At 33.8% G+C, this 23369-nt stretch carries 26 protein-coding genes; 9 read left to right on the top strand and 17 right to left on the bottom strand.

Features of this window, described 5'->3' with window-relative positions:
* Positions 1–39 precede the first annotated feature (39 nt).
* From msrA to C1A40_RS02520, 4 genes are all read right to left on the bottom strand, one after another.
* Entirely contained in the window at positions 40–699 is a 660-nt protein-coding gene (gene msrA / locus C1A40_RS02535; protein ID WP_102994529.1) for a peptide-methionine (S)-S-oxide reductase MsrA, read from the bottom strand.
* 238 nt (positions 700–937) lie between these two features.
* The gene (locus tag C1A40_RS02530; RefSeq protein WP_102994528.1) at positions 938–1396 is read right to left on the bottom strand and encodes a hypothetical protein; all 459 of its coding nucleotides are present in this window, start codon (positions 1394–1396) and stop codon (positions 938–940) included.
* Positions 1397–1493: 97 nt separating this feature from the next.
* Positions 1494–2273: a zinc ribbon domain-containing protein gene (locus tag C1A40_RS02525; RefSeq protein WP_102994527.1), complete on the bottom strand. Its 780-nt coding sequence runs from the start codon at positions 2271–2273 to the stop codon at positions 1494–1496.
* A 3-nt stretch (positions 2274–2276) separates the two neighbouring features.
* On the bottom strand, positions 2277–3371 hold the full coding sequence (locus C1A40_RS02520; protein ID WP_102994526.1) for a Nif3-like dinuclear metal center hexameric protein: 1095 nt from the start codon (positions 3369–3371) through the stop codon (positions 2277–2279).
* A gap of 215 nt (positions 3372–3586) precedes the next feature.
* Here C1A40_RS02520 and lpxK point away from each other — a divergent pair, with 215 nt between their 5' ends.
* Positions 3587–4594 (top strand): tetraacyldisaccharide 4'-kinase, encoded by a 1008-nt coding sequence (gene lpxK, locus C1A40_RS02515; RefSeq protein ID WP_102994525.1) that lies wholly within the window; start codon positions 3587–3589, stop codon positions 4592–4594.
* On the opposite strand, the gene C1A40_RS02510 is transcribed toward lpxK, so the two are convergent.
* The 9 genes from C1A40_RS02510 to C1A40_RS02470 all read right to left on the bottom strand — a co-directional run bounded on the left by C1A40_RS02510 (position 4581) and on the right by C1A40_RS02470 (position 13224).
* Positions 4581–6818: an ATP-binding protein gene (locus tag C1A40_RS02510; protein WP_102994524.1), complete on the bottom strand. Its 2238-nt coding sequence runs from the start codon at positions 6816–6818 to the stop codon at positions 4581–4583. The genes lpxK and C1A40_RS02510 overlap by 14 nt on opposite strands.
* Positions 6819–6850: 32 nt before the next feature.
* The gene (gap, locus tag C1A40_RS02505) at positions 6851–7861 is read right to left on the bottom strand and encodes a type I glyceraldehyde-3-phosphate dehydrogenase (RefSeq protein WP_102994523.1); all 1011 of its coding nucleotides are present in this window, start codon (positions 7859–7861) and stop codon (positions 6851–6853) included.
* A 2-nt stretch (positions 7862–7863) separates the two neighbouring features.
* Entirely contained in the window at positions 7864–8745 is an 882-nt protein-coding gene (gene lipA / locus C1A40_RS02500; RefSeq protein ID WP_102994522.1) for a lipoyl synthase, read from the bottom strand.
* Positions 8746–8795: 50 nt separating this feature from the next.
* Positions 8796–10013 (bottom strand): Nramp family divalent metal transporter, encoded by a 1218-nt coding sequence (locus C1A40_RS02495; RefSeq protein WP_102994521.1) that lies wholly within the window; start codon positions 10011–10013, stop codon positions 8796–8798.
* A complete protein-coding gene (locus C1A40_RS02490; protein ID WP_102994520.1) occupies positions 10010–10555 on the bottom strand; it encodes an RNA polymerase sigma factor in 546 nt (181 codons plus the stop codon). The genes C1A40_RS02495 and C1A40_RS02490 overlap by 4 nt, the downstream gene beginning before the upstream one ends.
* Positions 10546–11658, bottom strand: a complete 1113-nt coding sequence (locus C1A40_RS02485) for a glycosyltransferase (protein ID WP_102994519.1) — start codon at positions 11656–11658, stop codon at positions 10546–10548. The genes C1A40_RS02490 and C1A40_RS02485 overlap by 10 nt, the downstream gene beginning before the upstream one ends.
* Positions 11659–11665: 7 nt before the next feature.
* Positions 11666–11869 (bottom strand): membrane or secreted protein, encoded by a 204-nt coding sequence (locus C1A40_RS02480; protein WP_102994518.1) that lies wholly within the window; start codon positions 11867–11869, stop codon positions 11666–11668.
* 673 nt (positions 11870–12542) lie between these two features.
* Complete coding sequence (locus C1A40_RS02475; protein WP_158651251.1) at positions 12543–12875, bottom strand: hypothetical protein; 333 nt, start codon at positions 12873–12875, stop codon at positions 12543–12545.
* Positions 12876–12900: 25 nt separating this feature from the next.
* A complete protein-coding gene (locus C1A40_RS02470; protein WP_102994516.1) occupies positions 12901–13224 on the bottom strand; it encodes a helix-turn-helix transcriptional regulator in 324 nt (107 codons plus the stop codon).
* Between the two features lie 136 nt (positions 13225–13360).
* On the opposite strand from C1A40_RS02470, the gene C1A40_RS02465 reads away from it, so the two are divergent.
* The 7 genes from C1A40_RS02465 (at position 13361) to C1A40_RS02440 (ending at position 17458) form a co-directional block, all read left to right on the top strand.
* Complete coding sequence (locus C1A40_RS02465; protein ID WP_158651250.1) at positions 13361–13684, top strand: P-loop NTPase family protein; 324 nt, start codon at positions 13361–13363, stop codon at positions 13682–13684.
* Between the two features lie 24 nt (positions 13685–13708).
* Positions 13709–13942 carry a hypothetical protein gene (locus C1A40_RS02460; RefSeq protein ID WP_102994514.1) on the top strand — a complete coding sequence of 78 codons (234 nt, stop codon included), beginning with the start codon at positions 13709–13711 and terminating at the stop codon, positions 13940–13942.
* A 125-nt stretch (positions 13943–14067) separates the two neighbouring features.
* Complete coding sequence (locus tag C1A40_RS02455; RefSeq protein WP_102994513.1) at positions 14068–16401, top strand: DUF5906 domain-containing protein; 2334 nt, start codon at positions 14068–14070, stop codon at positions 16399–16401.
* Positions 16402–16423: 22 nt separating this feature from the next.
* On the top strand, positions 16424–16678 hold the full coding sequence (locus C1A40_RS02450; RefSeq protein WP_102994512.1) for a hypothetical protein: 255 nt from the start codon (positions 16424–16426) through the stop codon (positions 16676–16678).
* Entirely contained in the window at positions 16669–16890 is a 222-nt protein-coding gene (locus C1A40_RS02445; protein ID WP_102994511.1) for a hypothetical protein, read from the top strand. Before C1A40_RS02450 ends, C1A40_RS02445 begins: the two co-directional genes overlap by 10 nt.
* 67 nt (positions 16891–16957) lie before the next feature.
* Positions 16958–17122 carry a hypothetical protein gene (locus C1A40_RS18075; protein ID WP_158651249.1) on the top strand — a complete coding sequence of 55 codons (165 nt, stop codon included), beginning with the start codon at positions 16958–16960 and terminating at the stop codon, positions 17120–17122.
* A 51-nt stretch (positions 17123–17173) separates the two neighbouring features.
* Positions 17174–17458, top strand: coding sequence for a YopX family protein (locus tag C1A40_RS02440; protein ID WP_158651248.1), 285 nt, complete (start codon positions 17174–17176; stop codon positions 17456–17458).
* 236 nt (positions 17459–17694) lie between these two features.
* On the opposite strand, the gene C1A40_RS02435 is transcribed toward C1A40_RS02440, so the two are convergent.
* Both C1A40_RS02435 and C1A40_RS02430 read right to left on the bottom strand, forming a co-directional pair.
* Entirely contained in the window at positions 17695–17970 is a 276-nt protein-coding gene (locus C1A40_RS02435; RefSeq protein ID WP_102994509.1) for a type II toxin-antitoxin system RelE/ParE family toxin, read from the bottom strand.
* Positions 17970–18158 (bottom strand): hypothetical protein, encoded by a 189-nt coding sequence (locus tag C1A40_RS02430; RefSeq protein ID WP_102994508.1) that lies wholly within the window; start codon positions 18156–18158, stop codon positions 17970–17972. The genes C1A40_RS02435 and C1A40_RS02430 overlap by 1 nt, the downstream gene beginning before the upstream one ends.
* 243 nt (positions 18159–18401) lie before the next feature.
* Here C1A40_RS02430 and C1A40_RS02425 point away from each other — a divergent pair, with 243 nt between their 5' ends.
* Positions 18402–18713, top strand: coding sequence for a hypothetical protein (locus C1A40_RS02425; protein ID WP_102994507.1), 312 nt, complete (start codon positions 18402–18404; stop codon positions 18711–18713).
* A 64-nt stretch (positions 18714–18777) separates the two neighbouring features.
* On the opposite strand, the gene C1A40_RS02420 is transcribed toward C1A40_RS02425, so the two are convergent.
* Together C1A40_RS02420 and C1A40_RS02415 are read right to left on the bottom strand one after the other, a co-directional pair.
* Positions 18778–19113 (bottom strand): hypothetical protein, encoded by a 336-nt coding sequence (locus tag C1A40_RS02420; protein WP_199287735.1) that lies wholly within the window; start codon positions 19111–19113, stop codon positions 18778–18780.
* A gap of 44 nt (positions 19114–19157) precedes the next feature.
* A complete protein-coding gene (locus C1A40_RS02415) occupies positions 19158–23273 on the bottom strand; it encodes a zincin-like metallopeptidase domain-containing protein (protein WP_158651247.1) in 4116 nt (1371 codons plus the stop codon).
* Positions 23274–23369: the final 96 nt, after the last annotated feature.

Here is a 23369-nt window from a genome sequence, read left to right as displayed (position 1 = left end):
AGGTAAAAGAATTTTAGTGTCTTGAAACCTTGAAAAAGATTAATGGCTGTCTTTTAATAGTTCTTTAGGGAAATTAGCTTTAAATCTATTAAGACGGGGAATCGATACATTTTTAATATAAGGGTTGTTAGGGTGGTTTTTTTCATAATCTTGATGGTAATCTTCTGCTACCCAAAATTTTTGAAAAGGATAAACTTCAGCGGCTATTTTTACGCCTAGTTGTTTTGCTAACCCTGCTTTCTTTTCTAAAATGATGCGTTTTTGCGCTTCATTCTGATAAAAAATAATAGAGCGATATTGCGAGCCTTTGTCGTTTCCTTGTCCGTTAACCTGAGTGACATCCTGCGAGGCAAAATAGATATCTACTAAGGTTGCAAAAGAAACTATTTTAGGGTCGTATATAATTTCAACGGCCTCGGCATGGCCTGTTCTTCCAGTGTTGCTTGCTTCGTATGTTGGGTTTTTAGTATGACCACCAGAATAGCCTGAAATAGACTCTTCTACGCCTTTTACACTTTCGTAAATGGCTTCAACACACCAGAAGCAACCGCTAGCAAAGTAGGCTTTTGCTTTGCCGTTTTCTATGGGTATTTCTACGGGGTTGGAGTTTATAACTTCTTGTTGTGCTGTGTTGCTTTGAGCTGAATTTTGACAACTAAAAAATAGGATAAAAGTTAAAAGTGGTAATATCTGTTTCATCATAAATAAGTTTCTTAAAGTATAGACGAAAAAATATAGGAAACCTTATTCTGATTTTAGTTTTATAGTTAAGTGATATGATGAGAAAGCTGTCATCTATAGCGCCTTTTAATGGCGTGTTCGTTAGGTTGAGCCTGTCAAAACCCTTATTCGTTATGGATTAAGAGATATTTCGACAGACCCAATATGACATATAATAGAATATTTATTTAAGCCTCAATTTAGGTTCTAATTGGTGCTATTTAGTTTCAACCAAAGGAACATTTAGAGCTAGTTCTGCATTAATTAAGTCGTCAATTTTATTGATGGCTTGAAGAAATTTTGCTGCTTCTGTCGCGGGAATAATCTTTTTCATTTTCTTATAATATTTCTTCTTAAGTTTGAGGTCTTCTGCCTTAAATGCAAGAAGGTCATTTACTAATTCATCTGCTTTTTCGCTAGAAATACTTTCGTAATTTTTAGCATAATCTTTTATTAAAGCTATTCTTTTGTTTTTAACAGAATGATTTTCAGTTTCGTATTGGTTGTATACTTCCCAAAAGGGTGCGCTTTGCGTTTCGTTTAAAGTCATGACTTCAGCAATAGCCTCTTTTGTTTCAACGTCTAAGATAGAACGCGTCAATTCAACATAATCATTAGTTTGGGCATAGTTTATATAACTACTTAAAATGGCGGTAAGAATGAATAGTTTTTTCATTTAAAATGGATTTATTAATTAGTTTAGTAAATATAAGGGAAATAAAAAAAGCCTACACAAAGTGGAGGCTTTAATATTTACAGGTGAAAACGGATTATTACAGTTTAGAAAACAATTTTTCCATTTTTTCTCTTTCTTCTTCAGCTAATATAGCGTCAACTAGAATACGACCACTATGCTCGTCGGTAATCACTTTTTTACGCGAAGCAATTTCAACTTGTACTTGTGGTGGAATGGTAAAGAATGATCCTCCAGAAGCACCTCTTTCAATAGGAACAACAGCTAAACCATTTTTTACATTGGTTCTAATTCTAGTATATGCAGCAACTAATCTATCGTCAATTTGCTCCTTATATTCTTCAGATTTTTGAATTAAAGCCTGCTCTTCTTTCTCTGTTTCAGATAAAATAGCATCCAACTCACCTTTTTTGTGCTTAAGGTGGTTTTCACGCTCTTTTAAACGTTCTTTAGTTTCAGCGATAACTTCTTTCTTTTGCTCGATTTGAACTTTGAATTCTTTAATATGCTTTTCAGCCAATTCAATTTCTAATTCTTGAAATTCAACTTCTTTAGTTAAAGAATTAAATTCTCTGTTATTTCTAACATTTTTTTGTTGCTCGGTATATTTCTTAATTAAAGATTTAGATTCTTCAATTAAGTTTTTCTTTCCTGCGATATCGTTGTCAATTACTTCTAAATTAGAAATAAGTTTATCTAATCTAATGTTTAATCCAGCAACTTCATCTTCTAAATCACGAACTTCTAAAGGAAGTTCACCACGAACATTTCTTATTTCGTCTACACGAGAATCTATGAGTTGTAAATCGTATAAAGCTCTTAAGCGCTCTTCAACAGTTACTTCTTTCTTTTTAGCCATACTTTAAAAATACTTAACAGGATTGGTATTTGTCTTTGATAAAATGATTGCAAAATTAGTAATTTTTTTCTTAAGATATGCTACTAAAAGATTTTTTGTGTACTGTTCACTTTCATAATGCCCAATATCAGTAAGAAGAATGTTATTTTCAGCAGTAAAAAAATCATGATATTTTAAATCGGCTGTTATAAAGGCGTCAGCACCAGCCGCTTTAGCAGCAGAAATAGCAAAACTACCAGAGCCGCCTAAAACCGCTACTTTTTTAATGTTTTTATTAAGAAAGGCAGAATGTCGAATACATGCGGTATTCATTTTATCCTTAACATATGCTAGAAATTTTTTCTCTGCCATCGGGGTTTCTAGTTCGCCTATCATGCCCATACCAATGTCTTGATTTTTGTTTTCTAAAGTGGTGATTTCGTATGCTACTTCTTCATACGAATGGGTGTCGAAAAGAGTGTGGAGTATTTTCGACTCCAAATGCTTGGCAAATGTTACCGATATTTTTGTTTCTTCTTCGGTATGTACGCGTCCTTTTTCTCCTAGAGTAGGGTTGGAGTCTTCGTTACCATTATAGGTTCCGTAACCATCGACGTTGAAGCTGCATTCGCTGTAATTACCAATATTTCCTGCGCCCGCTTCAAATAAGGCGCTGCGTAACAAATGTGCTTCGTATTTAGGAACGTAGGTCACTAATTTTTTTATAGTGCCGTTTTTCGGAATTAAAACTTGTTTATTTGTTAAATTTAATTGGTTGCAAATCATGTCGTTCACCCCTAATAAAGCATTGTCTAAGGCCGTATGTAAGGTGTAAATGGCAATGTCGTGCTTAATGGCTTTTAACACCACGCGCTCCACATAGGTTTTTCCAGTTATCTTTTTGAGTCCTTTAAAAATAATGGGATGAAAACTAACGATGAGATTGCAGTTTTCGTGTATGGCTTCATCTACTACGGCTTCAAGCGTGTCTAATGCTACTAAAATCCCTGTGACTTCTAGCTGTTTATCGCCAACTAGCAGGCCTACATTGTCAAAATCTTCAGCATAAGCTAAAGGCGCAAGCGCTTCTAAGTGATTGATGACGTCTTGAACGATCATATAATTTAATGGTATTGGTGTTAATTACGATTTTACCATAAAAATAACATTTTATAATTTGTTCTTTTTCGCTTTTACTTCAAAATAAAACTTAACCGTTGCTTTGGCTATGTTTGCGTTTTCTTTTTAGTCTAAACAAAAAATACCTGCTTTTTATTTAAGTCATTTTAAAGTGAAAATGGTATAACAAATATAAATATTATATTTTCGTTGTCATGAAAATTTTAAGATACCTATTGCTTCCTGTGGTTCCCATTTATTTTATGGTGACTTGGCTGCGAAATAAATTTTACGATTTGGAGATTAAAAAGTCTAAACCTTATAATTTTCCTGTGATTTGTGTTGGGAACTTAAGTGTTGGTGGCACCGGAAAAACGCCTATGATTGAATATTTAATTCAATCTCTAAAAAATGATTACAAGTTAGCGAGCTTAAGTCGGGGGTATAAAAGAAAAACGAAAGGTTATAAATTGGCCGATGCAGAAGATTCTGCTCAAACTATTGGTGATGAGCCTTTTCAGTTTTATAATAAATTTAAAAATGACATTCAGGTGGCAGTAGATTCTAATCGGCAAAATGGGATATCCAAATTACGCGGGTTGAAGCTACAACCTGAAGTTATATTGCTAGATGATGCCTACCAACACCGAAAAGTAAAGGCTGGCTTCAATATTTTACTAACCACTTATGCGCATCCGTTTTATAATGATATGGTTTTGCCTACAGGAGATTTAAGAGAACCTCGACGTGGTGCAAAACGAGCGCAGTGCATTGTGGTTACTAAATGTCCTGATGCATTGGGTAAGGAAGAAAAGCAGCAGATTATTAACCATATAAACCCCTTAGCTTACCAGTATGTTTTTTTTAGTCAGATAGTTTATTCTAAAATAATTTTTTCTGCCAACGATTCAAAAGACATAGAAAGCTTACCTGATTTTACGCTTGTTACAGGTATTGCCAATGCCACACCGTTAGTGCAGTTTTTGAAGCAAAAATCACTAAAATTTGAACATTTAAATTATGGTGATCATTATGATTTTTCAGAAAATGATATTTCTGAATTATCGAAGAAATCCTGTATTGTAACTACCGAAAAGGATTTTATGCGATTAAAGCAACATGATGTTTTAAAGGATAAGCTGTATTATTTGCCTATCCAGGTTAAGATAGAGCATGGCGAAAAATTTGATGCTTTAGTAAAAGATTTTATTAAGCATTACTAGACCTTGTTTTCTTTAGGGCTAAAGCATTATATAGTTTTTTCTCAAATTCATCCTGTTTAAATGGTTTTGGGATGATGTCGGTGAATCCAGCGTCTTCAAATTCCTGCATTTTATCTTCTATAGTCACCGCTGTTAAGGCAAAAATAGTTAAGTCTTTGTCAAATTCTCTAATGCGTTTTGTGGCTTCAATACCACTTATGCCTGGCATATGAATATCCATTAAAATGATATTATAGTCGTTATTACGAATCATTTCAATCGCTTCCTCGCCATTATCGATAACATCACAAGAAAGATCCATTTTGGAAAGAATTTTTCTTGTTATCATTTGATTTATTTTGTTGTCTTCTACAACAAGAATCTTAACATTTGAGAGGTCGAGGGCTGTTTTATCTATTTCAGAATAGTTTGATTTACTTTCTAAAGCTTCTTCAACCGTTGTGTATTCTAATGGAATTTCAAAATAAAACGTTGTGCCCTTATTCAGTTCACTTTTAACGTATATTTTACCTTTTAAAATATCGATTAAACCTTTAACAATAGAAAGCCCTAGGCCTGTACCTCCATATTTTCTATTAATTTGAATAGAACCTTGAGAAAAACTTTCAAACATGTGGTCTTGCTTTTCCTGGCTAATGCCTATACCGTTGTCTTCAATTTCAAAACGTAAGGTGTAAATTTTATCAACTTGGTCAACTTTATAAACACGAATCCAAATATCTCCACCTTTGGTAAATTTTATAGAGTTACCAATAAGATTAATAAGGATTTGTGATATTTTAAGTTGGTCGGCAATGAAATTTTCAGCTAAATCCTGAGCGTAAACGAAATGAATTTTAATTTCGTTGTCTTCGGCCGAGTTGTTTAAAGCCAAAATAATATTGGTGATTTTCTTTTTTAAATTGAATGGTTCGGGCTCAATATCGACTTTGTTGGCTTCAATTTTGTTAATTTGAAGGATGTCGTTTATAAAAGTGAGTAAATAATCTCCCGAAAACTTCAAGGATTTAAGATGCGGTATTTGTTCCGGTTTAGGGTTTTCCTCAAGCAGCATATTGCTTAGTCCTGTTACCGCATATAAAGGCGTTCGGAGTTCGTGAGTTACCGTAGAAAGGAAATTTGCCTTTGTTTTAGAAGCCAGTTCTGCTTTTTCTTTAGCTATTATTAATTCTCCATTTTTTTTATGGAGCATGGTGTTTGTTTTAAGTCGTATGTTATTGTTTTTATACAGGGATAATGTTAAAAGGGAAAGTATGGTAATTAATGCCACACTCAAAATAGAAATGAGTGTACCTAAGTTTTTATCTTCTTCAGCTTTTTCTAACTTTTCAACAATCTCGTTGTTTTTTTCAATTTCTTCATTAAGAAGGTACTGTGTTTCCTGGCTGTTAGTCGAATAGTGTCTACTTAAACTACGAATGGAATCCGAGAGTTTTAAGTGATCTTTTAAATATTTTCTTGAAAGCTTGTAATTGCCTATACTGTTGTACAAGTCACTAATTATCAAATAACTATCATTTTTAATATTCGTGAAGTTATGAGTGTTGGCAATATTTAAAGCTTCTAAAGCTGAAACAATGGCTTTTTCGGTGTTGCCAAGTTTGCTGTAAATAATGGCATGATTGTTTAAAGCTTCACTTTGTATTTTATAAAAATCATAATGTTTAGAAATGGCTAAGGCTTGTTCCGTAACGTCTCGTGATTTTTTGTAATTTCTTAATTGAAAATATACTTTACCTTCGTGTAAGAGGGTTTCGGCAAGTTCTAGGTTTAAGTTTTCTTCTTGAAATTTAGATTTTGCTGCGGTGTAATAATCTAAAGCTGCGTAGTAATCTTGTTTAGAAAAATAAACATCACCGTAAATTTTATACGAGGTGCCTAAATTTTTATTGTCGTTTATAATGCGCTGTATTTCAATGGCTTTGTTTAGTGATTTTAAAGCTTTGTTTTCCTGTTGTATAATAAGTTGTAAACGGCCTTTTAAAGCATAAATAACGCCTACACTTTTTTTGTTACCGACTTTTTCGGCAAGTTCTAGCGCTTCGTCTAGGTTTTTTTGGGCGTTGTAATAATGGTAGTTTTCTAGTTCGGTTTCCGATTGACTAATGCGGTAATTGATATTGTTTTGAACAATTTCAGGGTCTTGTTCAATGGTTACTTGCGCCGAGACTCTTGTGTTCAAGAGCAATACGATAATGTAAAGGTAGGTCTTAAATTTTGTCATGACGTTTGGTATTCAAAACAAATATAAACTTTTTACGGAGTAGGAGTTTCTTTTTCCGACAAATAACAAATTAAATCAATTATTCTTTTAGAATAGCCGGTTTCATTGTCATACCAGCCAATTATTTTAACCATATTTCCTATTACAGAAGTCATTTGAGCATCGAAAATACACGAATGGGTGTTGCCAACAACATCTATAGAAACAATGGCATCTTCGGTATATTCAAGAATGTTTTTATACTGATTTTGCGAGGCCTCCTTAAAGGCACGGTTAATATCCTCGGGAGAAACGGTTTTTTTTACATTAAAAGTAATATCTGTAAGCGAGCCATTAATTACTGGAACACGAATGCCGCAGCCTCCAATAACATTTGAAATTTCAGGAAAAATTTTAGTGAGTGCTTTTGCAGCTCCAGTTGTGGTTGGTACAATAGATTGGGCTGCTGCTCGCGACCTGCGTAAATCACGGTGTGGTACATCATGTAAACTTTGATCGGTTGTGTAGGAGTGAACCGTGGTTATGTAGGCCTGATCGATACCACAAAGCTTATTGATAATATCAATCATGGGGGCTGCATTATTGGTGGTGCATGAAGCATTTGAAATGATGGTTTCACTGCCATCAACTTCATTGGTGTTTACACCTAATACAATGGTTTTTATGTCGTCATCTATTGGCGGGACGCTTAAAATGACACGTTTCGCACCATTTTTTATGTGATGATTTAATTCTGATTTGGTTTTAAACTTACCTGTAGATTCTATAACAAAGTCGATGGCAAAGGGTTGCCAATTGATGTCTTTTGGGTGAGGGGCATTTGTTAAAGGGATTTTTTTGCCGTTATATATGATGTGAGTTTCATCTGAAGCAAATTCACCTTTAAAAATACCATGAACGCTATCGTATTTTAGTAAATGCGTTAGTGTTTTTGTGTCAGACAAATCGTTTATCGCGACAACTTCAATGTTGTCTTGTTCTTGAAGAAGTCGAAAAACACGCCTGCCTATTCTACCAAAACCATTGATAGCGACACGTATCATGATTAGTGAATATGTTTTTGAGCTCTGTAAGAAGATCTTACTAAAGCACTACTTTCAACATGACGGAATCCTAATTCTAAACCAATTGCTTCAAACTCTTTAAATTCATCCGGGTTGATGAATTTTTTAACAGGAAGGTGTTTTTTTGAAGGTTGTAGGTATTGCCCAATAGTCACAACATCAACATCTTGATTTTTTAAATCGTGAAGGGTTTGGATCACTTCTTCTCGCGTTTCCCCTAGTCCGAGCATGATGCCCGATTTTGTTCTGCGCTGGCCTTGTTGTTTTAAGTATTTTAAAACGCCCATGCTACGATCGTATTGCGCTTGAATACGTACATCACGAGTTAAACGACGCACGGTTTCAATGTTGTGAGACACCACTTCTGGCGCGACGTCTATGATTCGGTCTATGTGTTTTTCTATACCTTGAAAATCGGGAATTAAAGTTTCTAAGGTGGTTTCGGGGTTCATGCGTCGTACCGCTTTTACCGTTTCAGACCACATGATGCTTCCCATGTCTTTTAAATCATCACGATCTACGCTCGTTAAAACGGCGTGTTTAATGTTCATGATTTTAATAGAGCGTCCTACTTTTTCTGGTTCATCCCAATCTACCGTTTCTGGTCGTCCTGTTTTTACTCCGCAAAATCCGCAAGAACGTGTACAAACGTTACCTAAAATCATAAAGGTTGCTGTACCTTCACCCCAGCATTCTCCCATATTTGGACAGCTTCCCGAGGTACAAATCGTGTTTAATTTGTACTTATCAACTAAGCCTCTTAATTCGGTGTACTTTTTTCCTGTTGGAAGTTTTACACGAAGCCATTTTGGTTTTGGTGTGCGTTCTGCTGGTAATATATTCGAGGTGATTTTGTTATTCATAATCTGAAAAAATAGATTGCAAAGATACAAAGTATTCTACAAAAATAAGCTTATATAACCGTGAGATACCAAACACTAAAAAAGATGAGAAATAATATCCCAGACCAACTAAGTACATGAAGTTTAACTGAGGGGTGTGCTGTTTTTGGTGTATGCTTGCTACAAATTAAGATGTAATTAATAATTGCGTAAAATGGTGTGGTTATAAAGGAAAGGATAGTGGCAACTTTTATAAGTATACCCATTTCTGAAGCCAGAAAAATGAAAATAAAAATAGTTCCTATGGCCAGCAGGATAATCCAAAAGGTATAGTTTATTTTGGAATATTTTTTAAAAAGTAGTTGTGATGTTTTTGCCATGGCCCGAGGTGAGGCGTCTAAGGTGGTTAATGTCGTGCTAAACATGGTGGTAAATGCTGCTATGCCGATAACCAGGTAAGCCCAATTTCCTAAATTGGATGTATACATTTGTATAAGTTGTTTGGAGAAAGTGGTTGCCGAATTACTAAAGCGCTCTCCGCTATTGAACATGACTAATGTGCCTAAAAGCACAAAACCAATACCTATAAAAATGGTTCCAATATATCCGATATTAAAATCGAATAAAGCGGTTTTGGAGTCGTATTTTTTTGTGGATTCATGTTTCTCTATGGTCCATAATGATTGCCAAACGGCTACGTCTAACGGTGCCGGCATCCAACCCATAAAGGCTATTAAGAAAGCTATTTCTATAGGGGTTTTTGGAATTATTTGAGTGATGGCGATGTTGTTCGTGTTTGTTGACAAAGCTATAACTACCGCCGTTACCGTGCTTAAGGTTAGTGTGATTATGATAATTTTCATGAGGCGATCCAGTAGGTTATAGCGTCCCAAAATTAAAAGCAATAAACACATCATTAGAATAATAATGGTCCATGATTCTAGTGAAAATAAGTTACCAAATATTGAAGTTGCTAGCCCTGCGGTAACAATAGTTACTGCGGTTTGAATGGTAAACATGGTGGCAAGGTTTAGGATAAAATATACGATTAACACACCTTTGCCTAGTTTGTTGTACCCATCTAATAAACTTTCTCCAGTTGCCGATGCATATCTAGGTCCAAATTGAAAAAAAGGATATTTAAATAAATTAACTAGTAGTAATGCCCAAAGCAGGCCTAAACCAAAATCGGCTCCAGCTCTTGTAGATTGAACCAAATGAGAGACGCCAACTGCCGCTCCAGCAAATAATAGTCCCGGACTTAAGTTTTTAAGCTTAAAAGGTGTCATTTTTTTAGAATGATTTCGGCAAGAAGCTTTTTGGCACGCAGGAGTTTAACTTTTACGTTATTAATTGGGTCGTTAAGCTCTTTTGATATTTCTTTATAACTCAGCTCTTGAAAATACCGCAAATTTATAATTTCTTGATAATGCGGTTTTAGCTTTTTAATATCTCGAAGTAGTTTAGCTAAATGTTGCTCGCTGATGAGTTTGTCTTCTGGTGAAGGCGATTCGTCTAGAATGTCAAAAACTTCGCGGTTGTTTTTCAAACCCACTTGAGAAATAGAGTTTTTTTCTTTTCGAAGTAAATCAATATGGATGTTTTTTGAAATGGTAATGAGCCAAGTTTTAAACGAATACGCTTCATTAAACGTTTCAATGCGATCAAAAGCTCTTGCGAAGGTTTGAATCGTGATATCTTCAGCGTCATTTTCGTTCTGGATCCGTTTAAGTTGAAAGCCATAAACATCATCCCAAAACATATCTAACAAATGATTAAAGGCTTTTTGGTCCTTTTGTTTGGCACTTTTGATAATGAGATCTATTTCCAATGCTTGGGTTTTGAAAGGATATTATTTATAAAGATAGTTAATTGTATAATGATTAAGAAAAATTCTAATAAAGGAAATATAAGAATTAAGTCGCTCTCTTTTAACTTTTTAGAAGCCATGCCTAATATCAAATATTGTAAACTTAATCGAAGTACAAAGGCGCCTAGAATAATTTGCCATTTTATTTGAGCGACAAATAAAACAACTGCTAAAACCCAAAACAGTAAGTTGGAAATGTATAATAGGGCTAAAAGGAATTTATGTAAAGGTTTGTAATGTTGAGCCGTGGAGACATGACGTCTTTTTTGCAAATACCACGCCTTATAAGTTTTTTTAGGGAGCGATGTGGTAAAGCTATTTTCTGAAAAAGTACAGGCTGTATTTTTTGCAGTAGCGACTTGGTTTACGAATAAATCATCATCGCCCGAGCGTACCTTTATGTGGTTAATAAATCCGTTAGCATTGAAAAACTCTGCTTTAGTATAAGCTAGATTTCTACCAACACCCATATATGGCATGCCAGATAAAGCAAACGAAAAATAATTCACAGCTGTAACAAGGGTTTCGTAGCGAATAAGTTTATTCAAAAATGAATTTTTAATTTTTGAATAGCCACCATAGCCTAATACAACACTCTTTTCTTTTGTGAAATGGCTACACATTTCTGAAATCCAATGCGAAGACATGGGCTTGCAGTCGGCATCAGTAAATAATAAATATTCGTTTTTAGCAGCTTTAATGCCTAACGTTAAAGCGTATTTTTTATTGCCCCAAAACGCCTCAATATTTTTAACGTTTACTATTTTAATGTTGCTATATTGATTAGCGAACGCTTCGATAACGTCTAAGGTGTCGTCCGTTGAATCATCGTTTATAAGTACAATCTCAAAGTTTGGATAATCTTGCTCACATATGGAAGGTAGAAAAGTTTTTAAGTTTTCGGCTTCGTTCTTAGCACAAATAATAACCGAAACAGGAAGACTATTATGGTCACTTTGTTTATCTTTTGAAAACACAAACTTTGTGTAAACACCTAAGTAAAAGAGGGCTTGAATAGCTACTACCACTAAAAAGATGTAGAGCAGAACAACAAGTAGGGGCATAGACTAGTTACGAATGTGAAGGTTCATTACAATCGGCAAACTGATCTGGTGTTTTTCCACAAAAACCACAAGACTCTCCTTCTTTGTTAAGCATGGGGTTTTGACTCGCGCAAGTGCCAGCAAATTTACCATCTTTTTTGGCCCAAATTTTTATTGCAATACCTGCAATTCCTAATCCTAACAGAACAATGGTAATTAATAAAAGTTTCATTTTAATCTTGTAATTGTTTGTGCAAAGATACAATTTTTAGATCATGAATATTACAAGATAATCTTTCAAAAATGTTAACAGCCTGCTAAAAAAGGAAATAAGAGTTCCTTTTTGTTTAGATTAAACCCTAATTTATGCGTAACTCCCTAGGTTTTGTTCTTAATCCGGAATTCTTCCTCTTTAGATTAGTACAAATTTATGCCTAGTCCCCAACTTTTAGGACTGATCCAAGTATATCAAGGGATACGAAGTGTTCTAAAATGAAGAAAGTCAGCAAAAATGCTGACTTGTCTTCTCTAGTAGCGGGAACTGGAATAACCAGCCCCATATTTCATAATTAAACACACCGTTTTTACTGGGGTTTTCGGGGCATTTTTAGCGATTTTGACACAAATACGACACAGGACACGCCCCTATTTTCCCTTTATTCTCTTTATATATACTTTTTTTTACGAGTAAATTTTACAAGACAAATAAGACAAAGTAAGACAATCGTTATAAGTTGTTGAAATACAGTATTTTAAAATGTCTTATTTTGTCTTATTTTCATTTTTCAGCAAGACAAAACAAGACAAAAACAATAAAACAAGTCTTATTTGTGTTTATTTTCGTTCGCTTTGTAGTGTTTTACACTCTTATTTTTGCTTTTTTACTTAAAAATTGAACCTCTTTTTTATAATTCATTTATTTTAAAATGACATATTTTTTGCAATCGCTTAAAATATTCATCCCAGTTTTGTTGTTCCTCTTTTGTTATGATTTTTGTATCTACAGATCTTGCAGGATTCGTTCCGTCTCTAAATAAAAATACTCTTACTATTTCGTTTGTATTTTCGTTTATTGCAATACTGTCTTTATCAAAAGCTAATTCTTGCAGCTCCTGTTCTGTAATGTTTACGTATTTCTGTAGAGTTCCTAAAGGTTCATAGTACCTGTTAAAAGCAAACCATTCACCTTGATCATTTTTTTCTAAGCCGTAAGGCATTATCATTCTAAAAAAATTCATATATCTTGTTTAAACTATGGTCATTTTAGCTAATGGCTCTTTGAAAATCATCATCATCATTTTTGCGCCTACATTCATCAAGCCGTATCTCTAATTCAAATATTTTTCTTTTTAATTTTTCGGTTTCGTCTGTTAAAAATGAACTGCTTTCAAAGTATTTTTCATCCAAAACATTACGTATGTCAATATTGTAGGTGTCAATTAATTTAAAAAACACGTCAATAGGCATTACCCTTTTTTCATTCAAATAATTTAAAACAGACGAGTATGAAACCCCTATATCTACAGGTATTTCCTTTTTTCCTACTCCTTTATTCTTTAATTCTTTGGCTAGTTTTTTTATATACACAATGTTTTTTATTTTACGAAAAAGTTGTTTTTGTATTTTTTTTCTTTACATTTGTAATGTCAAAAAATACGTTTATGCGTACATTTTAACACTTAAAACGTATAAAATTAACCTTTTAAATGACAACGGCAAAAAAATGAAAAACATTATCATCACTGGAAAACAAGGCTCAGGAAAAACTTTTTTAGGAGAAAAAATTGCAGAAACTTCTAATTCTGTTACCGTAAGGTTTAATCATCCCAATTTAAAAAAGGCTTTTAAGGGAGTTTTAAAAAAAATAGAAGAGCCTATTGATTGTATTATTATAGAAGAGTTTGCTCCTGAATTGTACAAGGAAAAACACATTCGTTATTTGTTGGATTTTAAACTTATAAACTTGGTTGTTATCACAGACGCTCCTAAAGAGTTCTTTAAAAAATTCAATCTTAAGAATTTCCGACATGTAGAAACCAGTTATTAAACACAAAAATTTCACACACACCTTATGGAGACTTCAACAAAAACCAAATCGGCTATTAAATTAGAAAAGGCACGCAAAATGTATATCGAGTTACATATACATCAGAAAATTAGGAGGGATTTTGCTTTACAGCAAATTAGCGAAAAGTATTTCTATTCGATTGCTCGATTAAAAAGGTTACTTCCTGTTTCGGAATTTGAAGAGATTGAGAGAGAATATTTAGAAAAGGAAAAAAAGGGCATAAAAAAAACCCGATAAAACGGGTTCTTTTCGGTTCGCTTTTAAATAAAATAAGCGTTTTTCACACACACCCTATTATTATTTTAAGCACCATTAGAAACGTACAATACTAACTAGCACACCTCTAACACGAATATAGTTCAATGAGTGATAACAGCCAAACTAATTCTAATAATACTAAAAATCAATACCTTAAAGATAGATTAAAGGTTTTAGGTATATCGAGTAAATCTAATGTATTTCAATCGAAAAGCTCTAAAAATATCGATGAAAAGGTTTTTTTTGAAGCCGATCAGCACGACAATATTTTAATCAATTATTTTAACATTCATGGCAACCGTGCGCAGTTTCGTAAAAACGGCAATAAGTGGGAGGAGCGTTTTGTTCGTACAAGACTTAAAAACCCGAAACCCGATGCAACTGGTAAGGTTAATAAATATTTGTCGCCAAGCGGAAGCGGTTTATTTCCCTTTTTTCCCCCGCAGATATTAACCAAAATAGCCAATAAAACTAAAATTGAAACTTTAGTAATTACCGAGGGCGAATTTAAGGCTTTTAAAGGCGCAATGCACGGTTTTGATGTTATTGGTATTCCTAGTATTCATGGTTTTTATGATAAAGAAAAACACGAAAACGACAAAATAAAGATATTACATTTTGAAATTGAGCAATTTATTGAAATATGCCAAGTTGAAAATATAATATTTCTTACCGATGCCGATACATTAACGGTTAATTGGAAAAAAGATAAGGATCTAAAAGAGCGCCCATTTTCTTTTTATTTTTCTGTTAAAAACATAAGACAAGCCTTTAATACTCTACTAACTAAAGGAGTAGTTAAGGCTATTTATTTCAGCCACATTCAAAGTAATTTCAACCATATAGGCAAAGGATTGGATGATCTTTTAGTTAGCTTAAAAGGTAAAGAAAACGCTGTTTTAAAAGACTTACTAAAGCTTACTAAAGCTAGTACTTATTTTTCAACTCAAAATATTACAGAATCCGACTACAACAGGCAATTGTTAAAATATTTCGGTCTTACATCTGTAAAGGCTTTTTATGAAGTTTACGAAGACTACATAGGGCAAAGAGAATTTAAGTACGATAATGCTATTTACTATCACAATTATGAAGAGCTTGTATTTGTATGGCATAACGACGTAGATAACTATATGAGAGTTGGCGGCAACTGGTATAAGGTTATTTATCATCCTAACCATTTAGGCGAACTAGAACGCGACATTGTTCCTTATCCAAAGAGTGAAATTGTTATGGATTACGGTAAATTTAAAGGCTTTTTAAGTGGTGTAAAAAAATACGATGCTTTTACCGTTTACCCGAATTGGACTAGTGAGCATGTTCAGGAAATTCATAGTAGTTACAACCTGTACGCTCCAATGGCTTACGAGGCTAAAAAGGGTAAATGGGATAATACATATAAATTCTTAAAACATGTTTTTGGCGGCAATGCGACAATTGATTTTAATACGGCTACAGAGCATAATATAAAAGGTGACCAGTTTAGCGTGTTTTTGGATTATTTAACCATTCAATACCGCATACCTATGCAAATGTTGCCTGTTCCTATTTTGGTAAGTAAAGATCAAGGTACAGGAAAAACAACGGTTTTAAAATGGTTGTCTGAGGTGTACAAAGGTAACTCGGTTGTATTAAACGATACGCAGTTTCAAAACAACTTTAATGCGCATTATATATCTAAATACATTATCGGTATAGATGAAGCCATTATGGGTGCTGATAATGTAGAAGCCAAAAAGAATAAAGAAAGGCTAAAGCAACTGGTTTCCGATAATACGGCTCAGCTTGAAAATAAAGGGGTAAATCTTAAGAAAATACCTTTTTACGGAAAAATAATCATGACCAGTAATGACGAGGATAATTTAATGAAAATAGAGGAAGAGGACACCCGTTTTTTCATTGTTAAAGTTCCTCAAATTGCTGCTGCGGATAAAGATCCCGATTTGTACGCAAAGATGAAACAAGAGATCCCCGCTTTTTTGGATTTTCTCGCTAATAGAAAAATATTTCATAAACGCTCAGATCGTTTTTGGTTCGATACTCAGGATATTTTAACCGATCATTTTCACGTGTTAAAAGATGCTACAAAATCGCCACTTGAAAAGGCTATCGAAGATACGATTAAAGAAATGTTTTTCCGCTTTGATACGCTAGACACAATTAAAATGCACCCTGAATATTTACTAGAGAAAATAAACAAAAATCGTTCTCGAAAATTTCAGCTACCTGAGCTAAAAAACAAGCTTAAAAATGTGTTTAAGCTGGAAACCTACAAGCAAAATCGCTTTAAAATACCCGTAAGGTGGGCTATTGTTGTGGGATCTACAGAGGAAGAAATTATTTATAACGATCATAGGCGACGGTACAATATTTACCATAAAAGCGACTGGTTAAACGCCTCCGAGCTTGTACCAGTTGAAGAGCCTAAACCCTTTTAATTTTCACACACACTCAATAATTATGAACACAGCAACAAAACCCCTAAATCCCCCGCCTTTAAACGAATATGAGGCACAGGTTTACAAGTATTTAAACACCTTATTGCCTAACGACACGATAAATGTAGCCGATATTGTAAAAGAAGAGAATAACGAAAAGTTTATCGAAATCGTAAAAAAGTACATGCGTTACCATGTCGATATTAATTCAAGCCCTTACATGAATGGACTTTCATTTTCTAACGATTACACTAAAATTAGAAAGCAATGGGATTAATTGAAATTACAACAAATCTTGAAACGGCTAACGCTATCGAGGATCACATTAATAGAGAGCTGCGCACAGGCGTTAATAGATCGTATCAAATCAATCATATTTCAAGACAGGAAAATTACTGTGTAGTTTACCTAGAGCCTAGCCATAATTATAAAGAGATAGATCCTAGTGATCTGTTTTTCTTAGGCTTTTACACTTGTTTAAACTGTTAAAAATAAAATCAATGAAAATTCTAAAACAACCCGATAATATCATTTTTGATACCGAAAACCCGATAAAATGAAATTTACAAGGCAAGTGTTTCCGGTTCCTACACCGTTATTTCAAAAGGTAACTAAAACCGAGCACGATTTTTTAAGCCATCATTTTAGACCTTACAAAACCAAGGAGCACCCTGTTTTTAAAGATTTTGGTAGTTCTTATTATTATTTTATTGCGTTTTAGGTTATGGATAGAGAAATTAAATTTCGATTTTGGGATAAAACCTTAAACAAAATGATTTATAGAGCTTTACTACCTTACGACTGTGAGCATAAAGATATAAAGGTTATGCAATTTACAGGGTTTAAAGACTGTAAAGGGGTTGATATTTATGAGGGAGATATTTTGACATCTATTGACATATTCGATAAATCAGAGCAGGTTTATTGGTGCGAAACTTACGGGGGATGGATGCTCGACATGACGGATAGTCAAGACCAAAAAGATGGAACTGTTTTAGGATCTGATCTTGAGGATTTTCAATTTTATGTTTCAGGTAATATTTATGAGAATAAATAACACCCGCATATAATAAAGTTTGAGCGACCCGCAGGGTTTATTATATGCTTTGTTATAGTTTAAAAAATACAAAATGAAAAGAATGTTAAAAGTAACAATAATTAAATCTCAGCCCTCAATGTGGTACAATACTGAGATAGGCTCTACGCAGCTTGTTAGCGACACTAAAGACGTTTATTATAGGCTGGTAGGGCATAACAATAAAATCGTTTTTAAATGCGATGCGAATGAGCTGGTTACTTAAATAAGTCGCTATGTGTACCTGTATTGGTTAGTAGTAGTGTTAATTTATTATCGTCTTGTTTCCAAACAAGTAACCAGTCGGGTTTTATATGGCATTCCCAGCAACCAGCGTAATTGCCTTTTAATTTGTGGGGTTTGTATTTTTTAGGTAAGCTTCCTTTTTTCTCTAGCAGTAAAAGAACTACTTTTAGCTGTTTTAAATCGTAACCTCGCTTTAAACACCGTTTTAAGTCTTTGTCAAAACGATTGGTAGTGCTAAGTTTATACATTAATTAAGCTTCATTTTTTTAAAATAATCATCAACCGAAGCATGAGAGGTAACACGCCCCTTTTTTTCGTCCTCTAAAGCTTCGTCTATGCCTGTAACTTTTTTAAAAACACCTAATTTTAAAATATAATCTAAGGTTTTTTTAGCTAAACTGTTTCTAGCATCGTATTTTAAAGTTATTTCTGCCATGGTAATACTGTTTTATACAAAAGTAGTGTTTTTTTAAATTTCTTAAAATTTAAAAAAATTTTGTATGTTTGTCTTGCGAAACTCTTTGATTGATAGAATAATCAATTACAATATTTTAAATAAACAGAATTACACCATAAAGGCGTAGTTTCTCTCATTTCCATTTGGTTCTACCAATCGGAGGGTTTCGCAACTTTAGAGGGAGCTACGCTCTTTTTTTATTAATCTTTAAATTATTTTCAAATGCGAAACCCTGAAAACAAAATTACAAGAGAATTAACACCATCGGAAAACCAATTATTAAACTACGTTACCGATGCTGGTTATTTACTGCAAAACCAATTATTAAAATTATTACAGCGTGCTTCGTTGGTGGGTGATGAAGATCATCGTGCTACCGATGCTACCGATGCTTTTTGCAGCGGTTTCGAGCTGTTAAAACTTCAAATGGCTATTGTTGCCGACCAGCTAGAAGATGAAGTAAATAAAGCTGCCGAAAACAAAATTTTCGAGCTTGAAACCCGTTTAGATGAGTGTAGGTTGAAAACAAAGTAAAATAACCCTTTACAACTAAAAAAGCCCTCAATTACGAGGGCTTTTCTATTCATACTAATAAACATTAATTAGCTGTAGCTACAGCATTTTTTTTAGCCTTAATTTTAATCGTATAAGAACTAAAAATACCAGCGGTTAAGCCTGTAATTAAAAAATCTGTAATGTTAAACCTTGTAACCACTTCGCAAGCTCCGTCGGTTGGTGTGTTTACGTTGGTACGCCCAATAGGTAAAGTACCCCAAAACACCCAAAACTGTTTACCTTTAGAATAGGTGTATTCATCCCCTTGTTTTTCTTTAAAATGACCTACACTTGTTTTAGTGGTCATACAAGAGGTTAAGCTGCTGGATAATACCATAACCATACAAAAGTATAGCATCGTTTTTTTTAATTGTTTCATGTAAATTTGGTTGTAATTTTTAAAATAAAGGACGCAATTTAATATTATTCAATGGTAATTATAGCATCATCCCACTCTAAAAAGTCGTTTTTTACAGGCGCTTCGTCTTGCTTTATAGGTTCGGTTTTTGCTTCTGTTTTTTCAAGTTCTTGATGGTAAACGTTGTATCTAAGCTTAGTTAAATTTTTACTTTGGTAGCGGTTTTTGTTATGGATAATTACGTTTTCTTTAAAATCGTCGCCTTTTATACCTTTCATAATAATATCCCCATCAAAACCCGCCTTAGTTCCGCCACGCATGCCGCCTGTAACGGTACGCTGGAAAATGGCAAAAATCAATTTTCCGTTGTAGGCTTTTCTTAGGTCGTTATCGAAATCCAGTTTAGAGGCTTCAAATATTTTATTCCAGCTATCTATAATTATAACGTCGTAGTTTGGTATTAAGCTATCTAGTAGCTGTTTTTCCTTACCACGATCTAAATCGCCTATAGCATCAATATTATTCATGTTTTTAGGTTCAATGTACTGTTTTACTTTATCCTGAAACAAAGCGCTTTGCGGGTGTTCCTCTAGGCTAATAAATAAAACCTTGTATTTCTTTGCTAATTCGTTTGCTATTTGGAAGGTGAAACGTGTTTTTCCTGCGCCTTGTTCCGCGTCTATGGTACATGCAACGCTTCCCACGGGTTTTATTTCAATATCTCCTAAAAATTCGCCTATGTCTCCGCCAATTTCAAAAAATTCATTAACCGTACTTTCATGGTTAATTTTAGAAACAAGAGGATTTGCAACTGGTTCAGGTTTTTTTACCTCGATGGTTTGTGTAGGAGCTTGGGGAACTTCTTTAATAATTTCAGGATCATTTGAGCCGTTTAAACCATTTTTCGAGCCGTTAACCAGTTCGTTATATTCCTTTTTAATGAGTAGGGCTGTAGTGCTTTTTCTAATACCGTTAATAGATTTTCTTATAAAATCGAAACTTACATTATGATCGGCTTTTAGTTGCTCCATAGCTGCTTTATCGTATTTGATAGCAGATCTATTTTTGTTTTGTCCGCTTTTTGTTGTAATTTTGCTTTGTGAGTTATTTTCCGTGACAGCAATTGTAGCCGTAGCGTATGAAAATAGCTCACTTTTTCTATCTACAAATAAAAGTAATTTTTCATCTATCCATTTTTTATAACTATCAAAAGAATTTCTAGTATATAAACTAGCTATCCGTGTAGATTGCTTGTTTTTATGGATATGCAAGGCTACCATTATAGGCTTTTTATTAATGTCCTTAATTTCAGTTAGGACAACATAACCTTTAGTTTTACTCTTAAAAATGGCATGCGGTTTGTTTAAGTATTCAGGCAAATCAATAAAATTACCCCAGTTTAAACAATGATCTTTTGTCTGTTTCATTGCTTTGCTCAAAACATAGCCATTCATGGTTATTTCAAAATCTTCAATATGTTTTTTTAGTTCATGTTTTGGATTTCCTAAATTGAAGATCGTTTCTAGCTTATATCCTTTTTGCGCAGCCTTTAAAATTTGTTTGTTAAATAGGCTGTCGTTGCTTTTACCTTTTAATCCAAATAAAGCCAGTTGCCCCTTTTCGTCTTGTTTTGGTTCGGGTTGTTTTTTGGTTGGCTTAGGAGGCTCAGGTGTTGGCGTTTCAACGTCTAGAAACTCATATAATTCTTTTCTATTTAAAGAATAATAAGTGTTTAATTGTCTTTGCCAAACTTTGTTATAAGGCGACCACTTGAAACGATGCCCGCTTTTCTTTAAAAAATTTCTAATTTCTAAACTCGGCTTTTCGTCAAAATCAATTTTTACACGGTTATCAGAAAAATCATTAATTATAACACCGCCTTTAAATTTAATCTCCTTGGTTTCGCCCGTTTCATCGGCTTTTTTGGCTTGTTCTTTCAGCCTTTTTTCCATCTTAATACGCTCCTTAACCGTTCTTATTTTGGCGTTTGAATTTTGCAGATGAAACGGTAAATACATTAGTTTTTCTTCTCTCTTGGATAGATTCACAATACTTTCAACCTCCTTCTTAGAAAAACCAATTTCAACAAGGTATTTTTCGTATTCGGTAATTAATTCTAAAGGAGTTAAACCTTTCTTTTGTAGCTGTCTAATTTTAGCATTGCCTTTTTTCATCAAGGCGTGTTTTTCCTCTAGGGTTTTAAGTTTTTCCTCTAGTTTTTCTAAAGATCCCTTTTTTCCTGTTTTAATAGGTTTTTGGGATGGAAAAATTAAATCATCAAAATATTTTTGGTATTTTTCGTAATAGTGAGCCGTTTCTTTTAGTTTGCTTTTATGAACGTTGTTAGCTTTCTCATTTCGTCTGACATTAAAGCCTGATCCACCTGTTATCATCGTACTTGCAATTCGTGATCGTGATTGCAGTTCGCTAATACGACGTTTTAAAAATCCTGCTTGAAATTTTGAAAACAAGTTATTAAACTTATCCTCTAAGCCTTTTTTTACTGCTTCGCTATGATATTTGTCGAATATTTGCTTAAGATCATTAAAGTAGTATTTCTGTTCTTGTTTCGCTCTTTTTTCAGGATAAAAAGACGTATTTAGATGCGCTCTTCTTCCTGTTTCATAAGGAATATCATCTAAACTAAAAGGATAGTTGTTTTCTTGTTTTTCCTCTTTTTTTGACCTGTTAATTTTTTCGTTATGAACTTCTTTAACATAATCGTTAATCTCCTTGCTCCACAGAATATCTGCGGCATACTCTTTAAAAATCTGTTCGATTTGTTTGTCTGTTAATTTTTCAGGACTGATAAGGCTTTCAATAAGTTGCTTTTTATTACCTTTTTGAGCTTTACCCTTTGCCTTTATTTCTTCTGAAATTTTGTCAAACTCTTTCCAGTAGGCGGGATCTCCATTTTTATCACGATTTAAAATGTAATCGGCTGCTTTTTGGCTTTGTGCTGCGGCTTTAAAAATAGCCTTGTGATTGTCTTGCAGCTCCTTTTTAACGCTCTTAGACCAGCCTTTAATGTATGCTGCATTGTTTTTAAGATTGGCAAGCATGATACCGCTTTCGGCATTTAAAAATATCGCTCCAATTTCAGCCACTAACTCTTCTAAGGCGTACTGAGAATCACCCCACTTTTCACCCCGCTCGAAACCTTTTAAGTTTCGTCTATTTGTTCTTTTTTCATGACCTGTAGCGTGTATCAATTCATGAAATGCAATACCGTACCAGTTTTCAACGTTGTCAAACTGTGATTTTAAAGGCATAACAACGGTATCTGTATTCGGGTTGTAATGTGGTGACGATCCTTTGTCTAAATCTAAAAATAAGGTTTCAAATTTCGGCTTATTTGGCATGTGTTTAAGCACCAAATCGGCTGCTAATATTCGTTTTTCCGAAGTTTTAATGCTTTTTGATTTTTCTTTTAATTCGGCTCTTTTAGCTTCAAAATCAATATTTTCAATATCACGTTCATTAAATACATTGTAATATTTTAAAAACCCAATTCTGCGCAAATTAGCACACTCAGGACTTGAATTTTTTTCACAGCCTAATTGCTTTTTTAATTGATTATATCGCTTTTCGGTAATCTTTTTGCCTTCATAAGTGTATATGAAATTGTAGTAAACCGCTTGTTGAGATAGTGAACCTTTTTTCAGCTTTCCATTAGCTTCTTTAATTTGCTTAAAGGTTAGCCAAAATAAACGATCATCGGTTATAGGCTCGGTAATGCCTTCTTCAAGTTCTCCGTTGCTGTTTATATGTATTTTACCTCTTGTTTCATCTGTGTGGTAACGATACATAGATAATACCAGCGCATTAATACCGCTGTAGTATTTTCCCGATTGGTAATTCATTGGTAAATCTGCGAAAGAGAAAGGCGCTTCGGTAGTGTTGTTAATTCCTGTTTGCCAAGGTAAATGCCCGCTTTCGTCAATAATTTTGATAAACTTGTTGGTTATCATTTTGTAAATATCCTCATTGGATATTTTAGCGCCCAGTCCTTCGGCTTCGGTTGTTCCGAGATCGTTTTCCATTGCCGCACTCAAATAAGGAATACCTAAAGCTGCAAAATCTTGTGAAGCATCTAATTTCGATACAGAATTAAAGTAAAAACCTTTTTTTTCGGGATGATCGGACAGTAATTTTTTAAGCTTAGTATAAACGTTTTCCACGTTGTTTTTTTCGGCTTTATCAATTAACACCTGTAAATCTGATACAGATATATTTTCCCCTCTAAACTGTTGTATTCCTTAATGATGTTGTTGTAA

It is taken from the genome of Tamlana carrageenivorans, assembly GCF_002893765.1.
GTDB classification, from domain to species: Bacteria; Bacteroidota; Bacteroidia; order Flavobacteriales; family Flavobacteriaceae; genus Pseudotamlana; species Pseudotamlana carrageenivorans.
This window is presented reverse-complemented; position numbering and strand designations above follow the sequence as displayed.

Bases quoted from the DNA above. Each gene is read 5' to 3' on its own strand.
- msrA (WP_102994529.1), bottom strand. From the start codon at position 699: ATGAAACAGATATTACCACTTTTAACTTTTATCCTATTTTTTAGTTGT.
- C1A40_RS02530 (WP_102994528.1), bottom strand. From the start codon at position 1,396: ATGAAAAAACTATTCATTCTTACCGCCATTTTAAGTAGTTATATAAAC.
- C1A40_RS02525 (WP_102994527.1), bottom strand. From the start codon at position 2,273: ATGGCTAAAAAGAAAGAAGTAACTGTTGAAGAGCGCTTAAGAGCTTTA.
- C1A40_RS02520 (WP_102994526.1), bottom strand. From the start codon at position 3,371: ATGATCGTTCAAGACGTCATCAATCACTTAGAAGCGCTTGCGCCTTTA.
- lpxK (WP_102994525.1), top strand. From the start codon at position 3,587: ATGAAAATTTTAAGATACCTATTGCTTCCTGTGGTTCCCATTTATTTT.
- C1A40_RS02510 (WP_102994524.1), bottom strand. From the start codon at position 6,818: ATGACAAAATTTAAGACCTACCTTTACATTATCGTATTGCTCTTGAAC.
- gap (WP_102994523.1), bottom strand. From the start codon at position 7,861: ATGATACGTGTCGCTATCAATGGTTTTGGTAGAATAGGCAGGCGTGTT.
- lipA (WP_102994522.1), bottom strand. From the start codon at position 8,745: ATGAATAACAAAATCACCTCGAATATATTACCAGCAGAACGCACACCA.
- C1A40_RS02495 (WP_102994521.1), bottom strand. From the start codon at position 10,013: ATGACACCTTTTAAGCTTAAAAACTTAAGTCCGGGACTATTATTTGCT.
- C1A40_RS02485 (WP_102994519.1), bottom strand. From the start codon at position 11,658: ATGCCCCTACTTGTTGTTCTGCTCTACATCTTTTTAGTGGTAGTAGCT.
- C1A40_RS02480 (WP_102994518.1), bottom strand. From the start codon at position 11,869: ATGAAACTTTTATTAATTACCATTGTTCTGTTAGGATTAGGAATTGCA.
- C1A40_RS02475 (WP_158651251.1), bottom strand. From the start codon at position 12,875: ATGAATTTTTTTAGAATGATAATGCCTTACGGCTTAGAAAAAAATGAT.
- C1A40_RS02465 (WP_158651250.1), top strand. From the start codon at position 13,361: ATGAAAAACATTATCATCACTGGAAAACAAGGCTCAGGAAAAACTTTT.
- C1A40_RS02460 (WP_102994514.1), top strand. From the start codon at position 13,709: ATGGAGACTTCAACAAAAACCAAATCGGCTATTAAATTAGAAAAGGCA.
- C1A40_RS02455 (WP_102994513.1), top strand. From the start codon at position 14,068: ATGAGTGATAACAGCCAAACTAATTCTAATAATACTAAAAATCAATAC.
- C1A40_RS02450 (WP_102994512.1), top strand. From the start codon at position 16,424: ATGAACACAGCAACAAAACCCCTAAATCCCCCGCCTTTAAACGAATAT.
- C1A40_RS02445 (WP_102994511.1), top strand. From the start codon at position 16,669: ATGGGATTAATTGAAATTACAACAAATCTTGAAACGGCTAACGCTATC.
- C1A40_RS18075 (WP_158651249.1), top strand. From the start codon at position 16,958: ATGAAATTTACAAGGCAAGTGTTTCCGGTTCCTACACCGTTATTTCAA.
- C1A40_RS02440 (WP_158651248.1), top strand. From the start codon at position 17,174: ATGATTTATAGAGCTTTACTACCTTACGACTGTGAGCATAAAGATATA.
- C1A40_RS02435 (WP_102994509.1), bottom strand. From the start codon at position 17,970: ATGTATAAACTTAGCACTACCAATCGTTTTGACAAAGACTTAAAACGG.
- C1A40_RS02430 (WP_102994508.1), bottom strand. From the start codon at position 18,158: ATGGCAGAAATAACTTTAAAATACGATGCTAGAAACAGTTTAGCTAAA.
- C1A40_RS02425 (WP_102994507.1), top strand. From the start codon at position 18,402: ATGCGAAACCCTGAAAACAAAATTACAAGAGAATTAACACCATCGGAA.
- C1A40_RS02420 (WP_199287735.1), bottom strand. From the start codon at position 19,113: ATGAAACAATTAAAAAAAACGATGCTATACTTTTGTATGGTTATGGTA.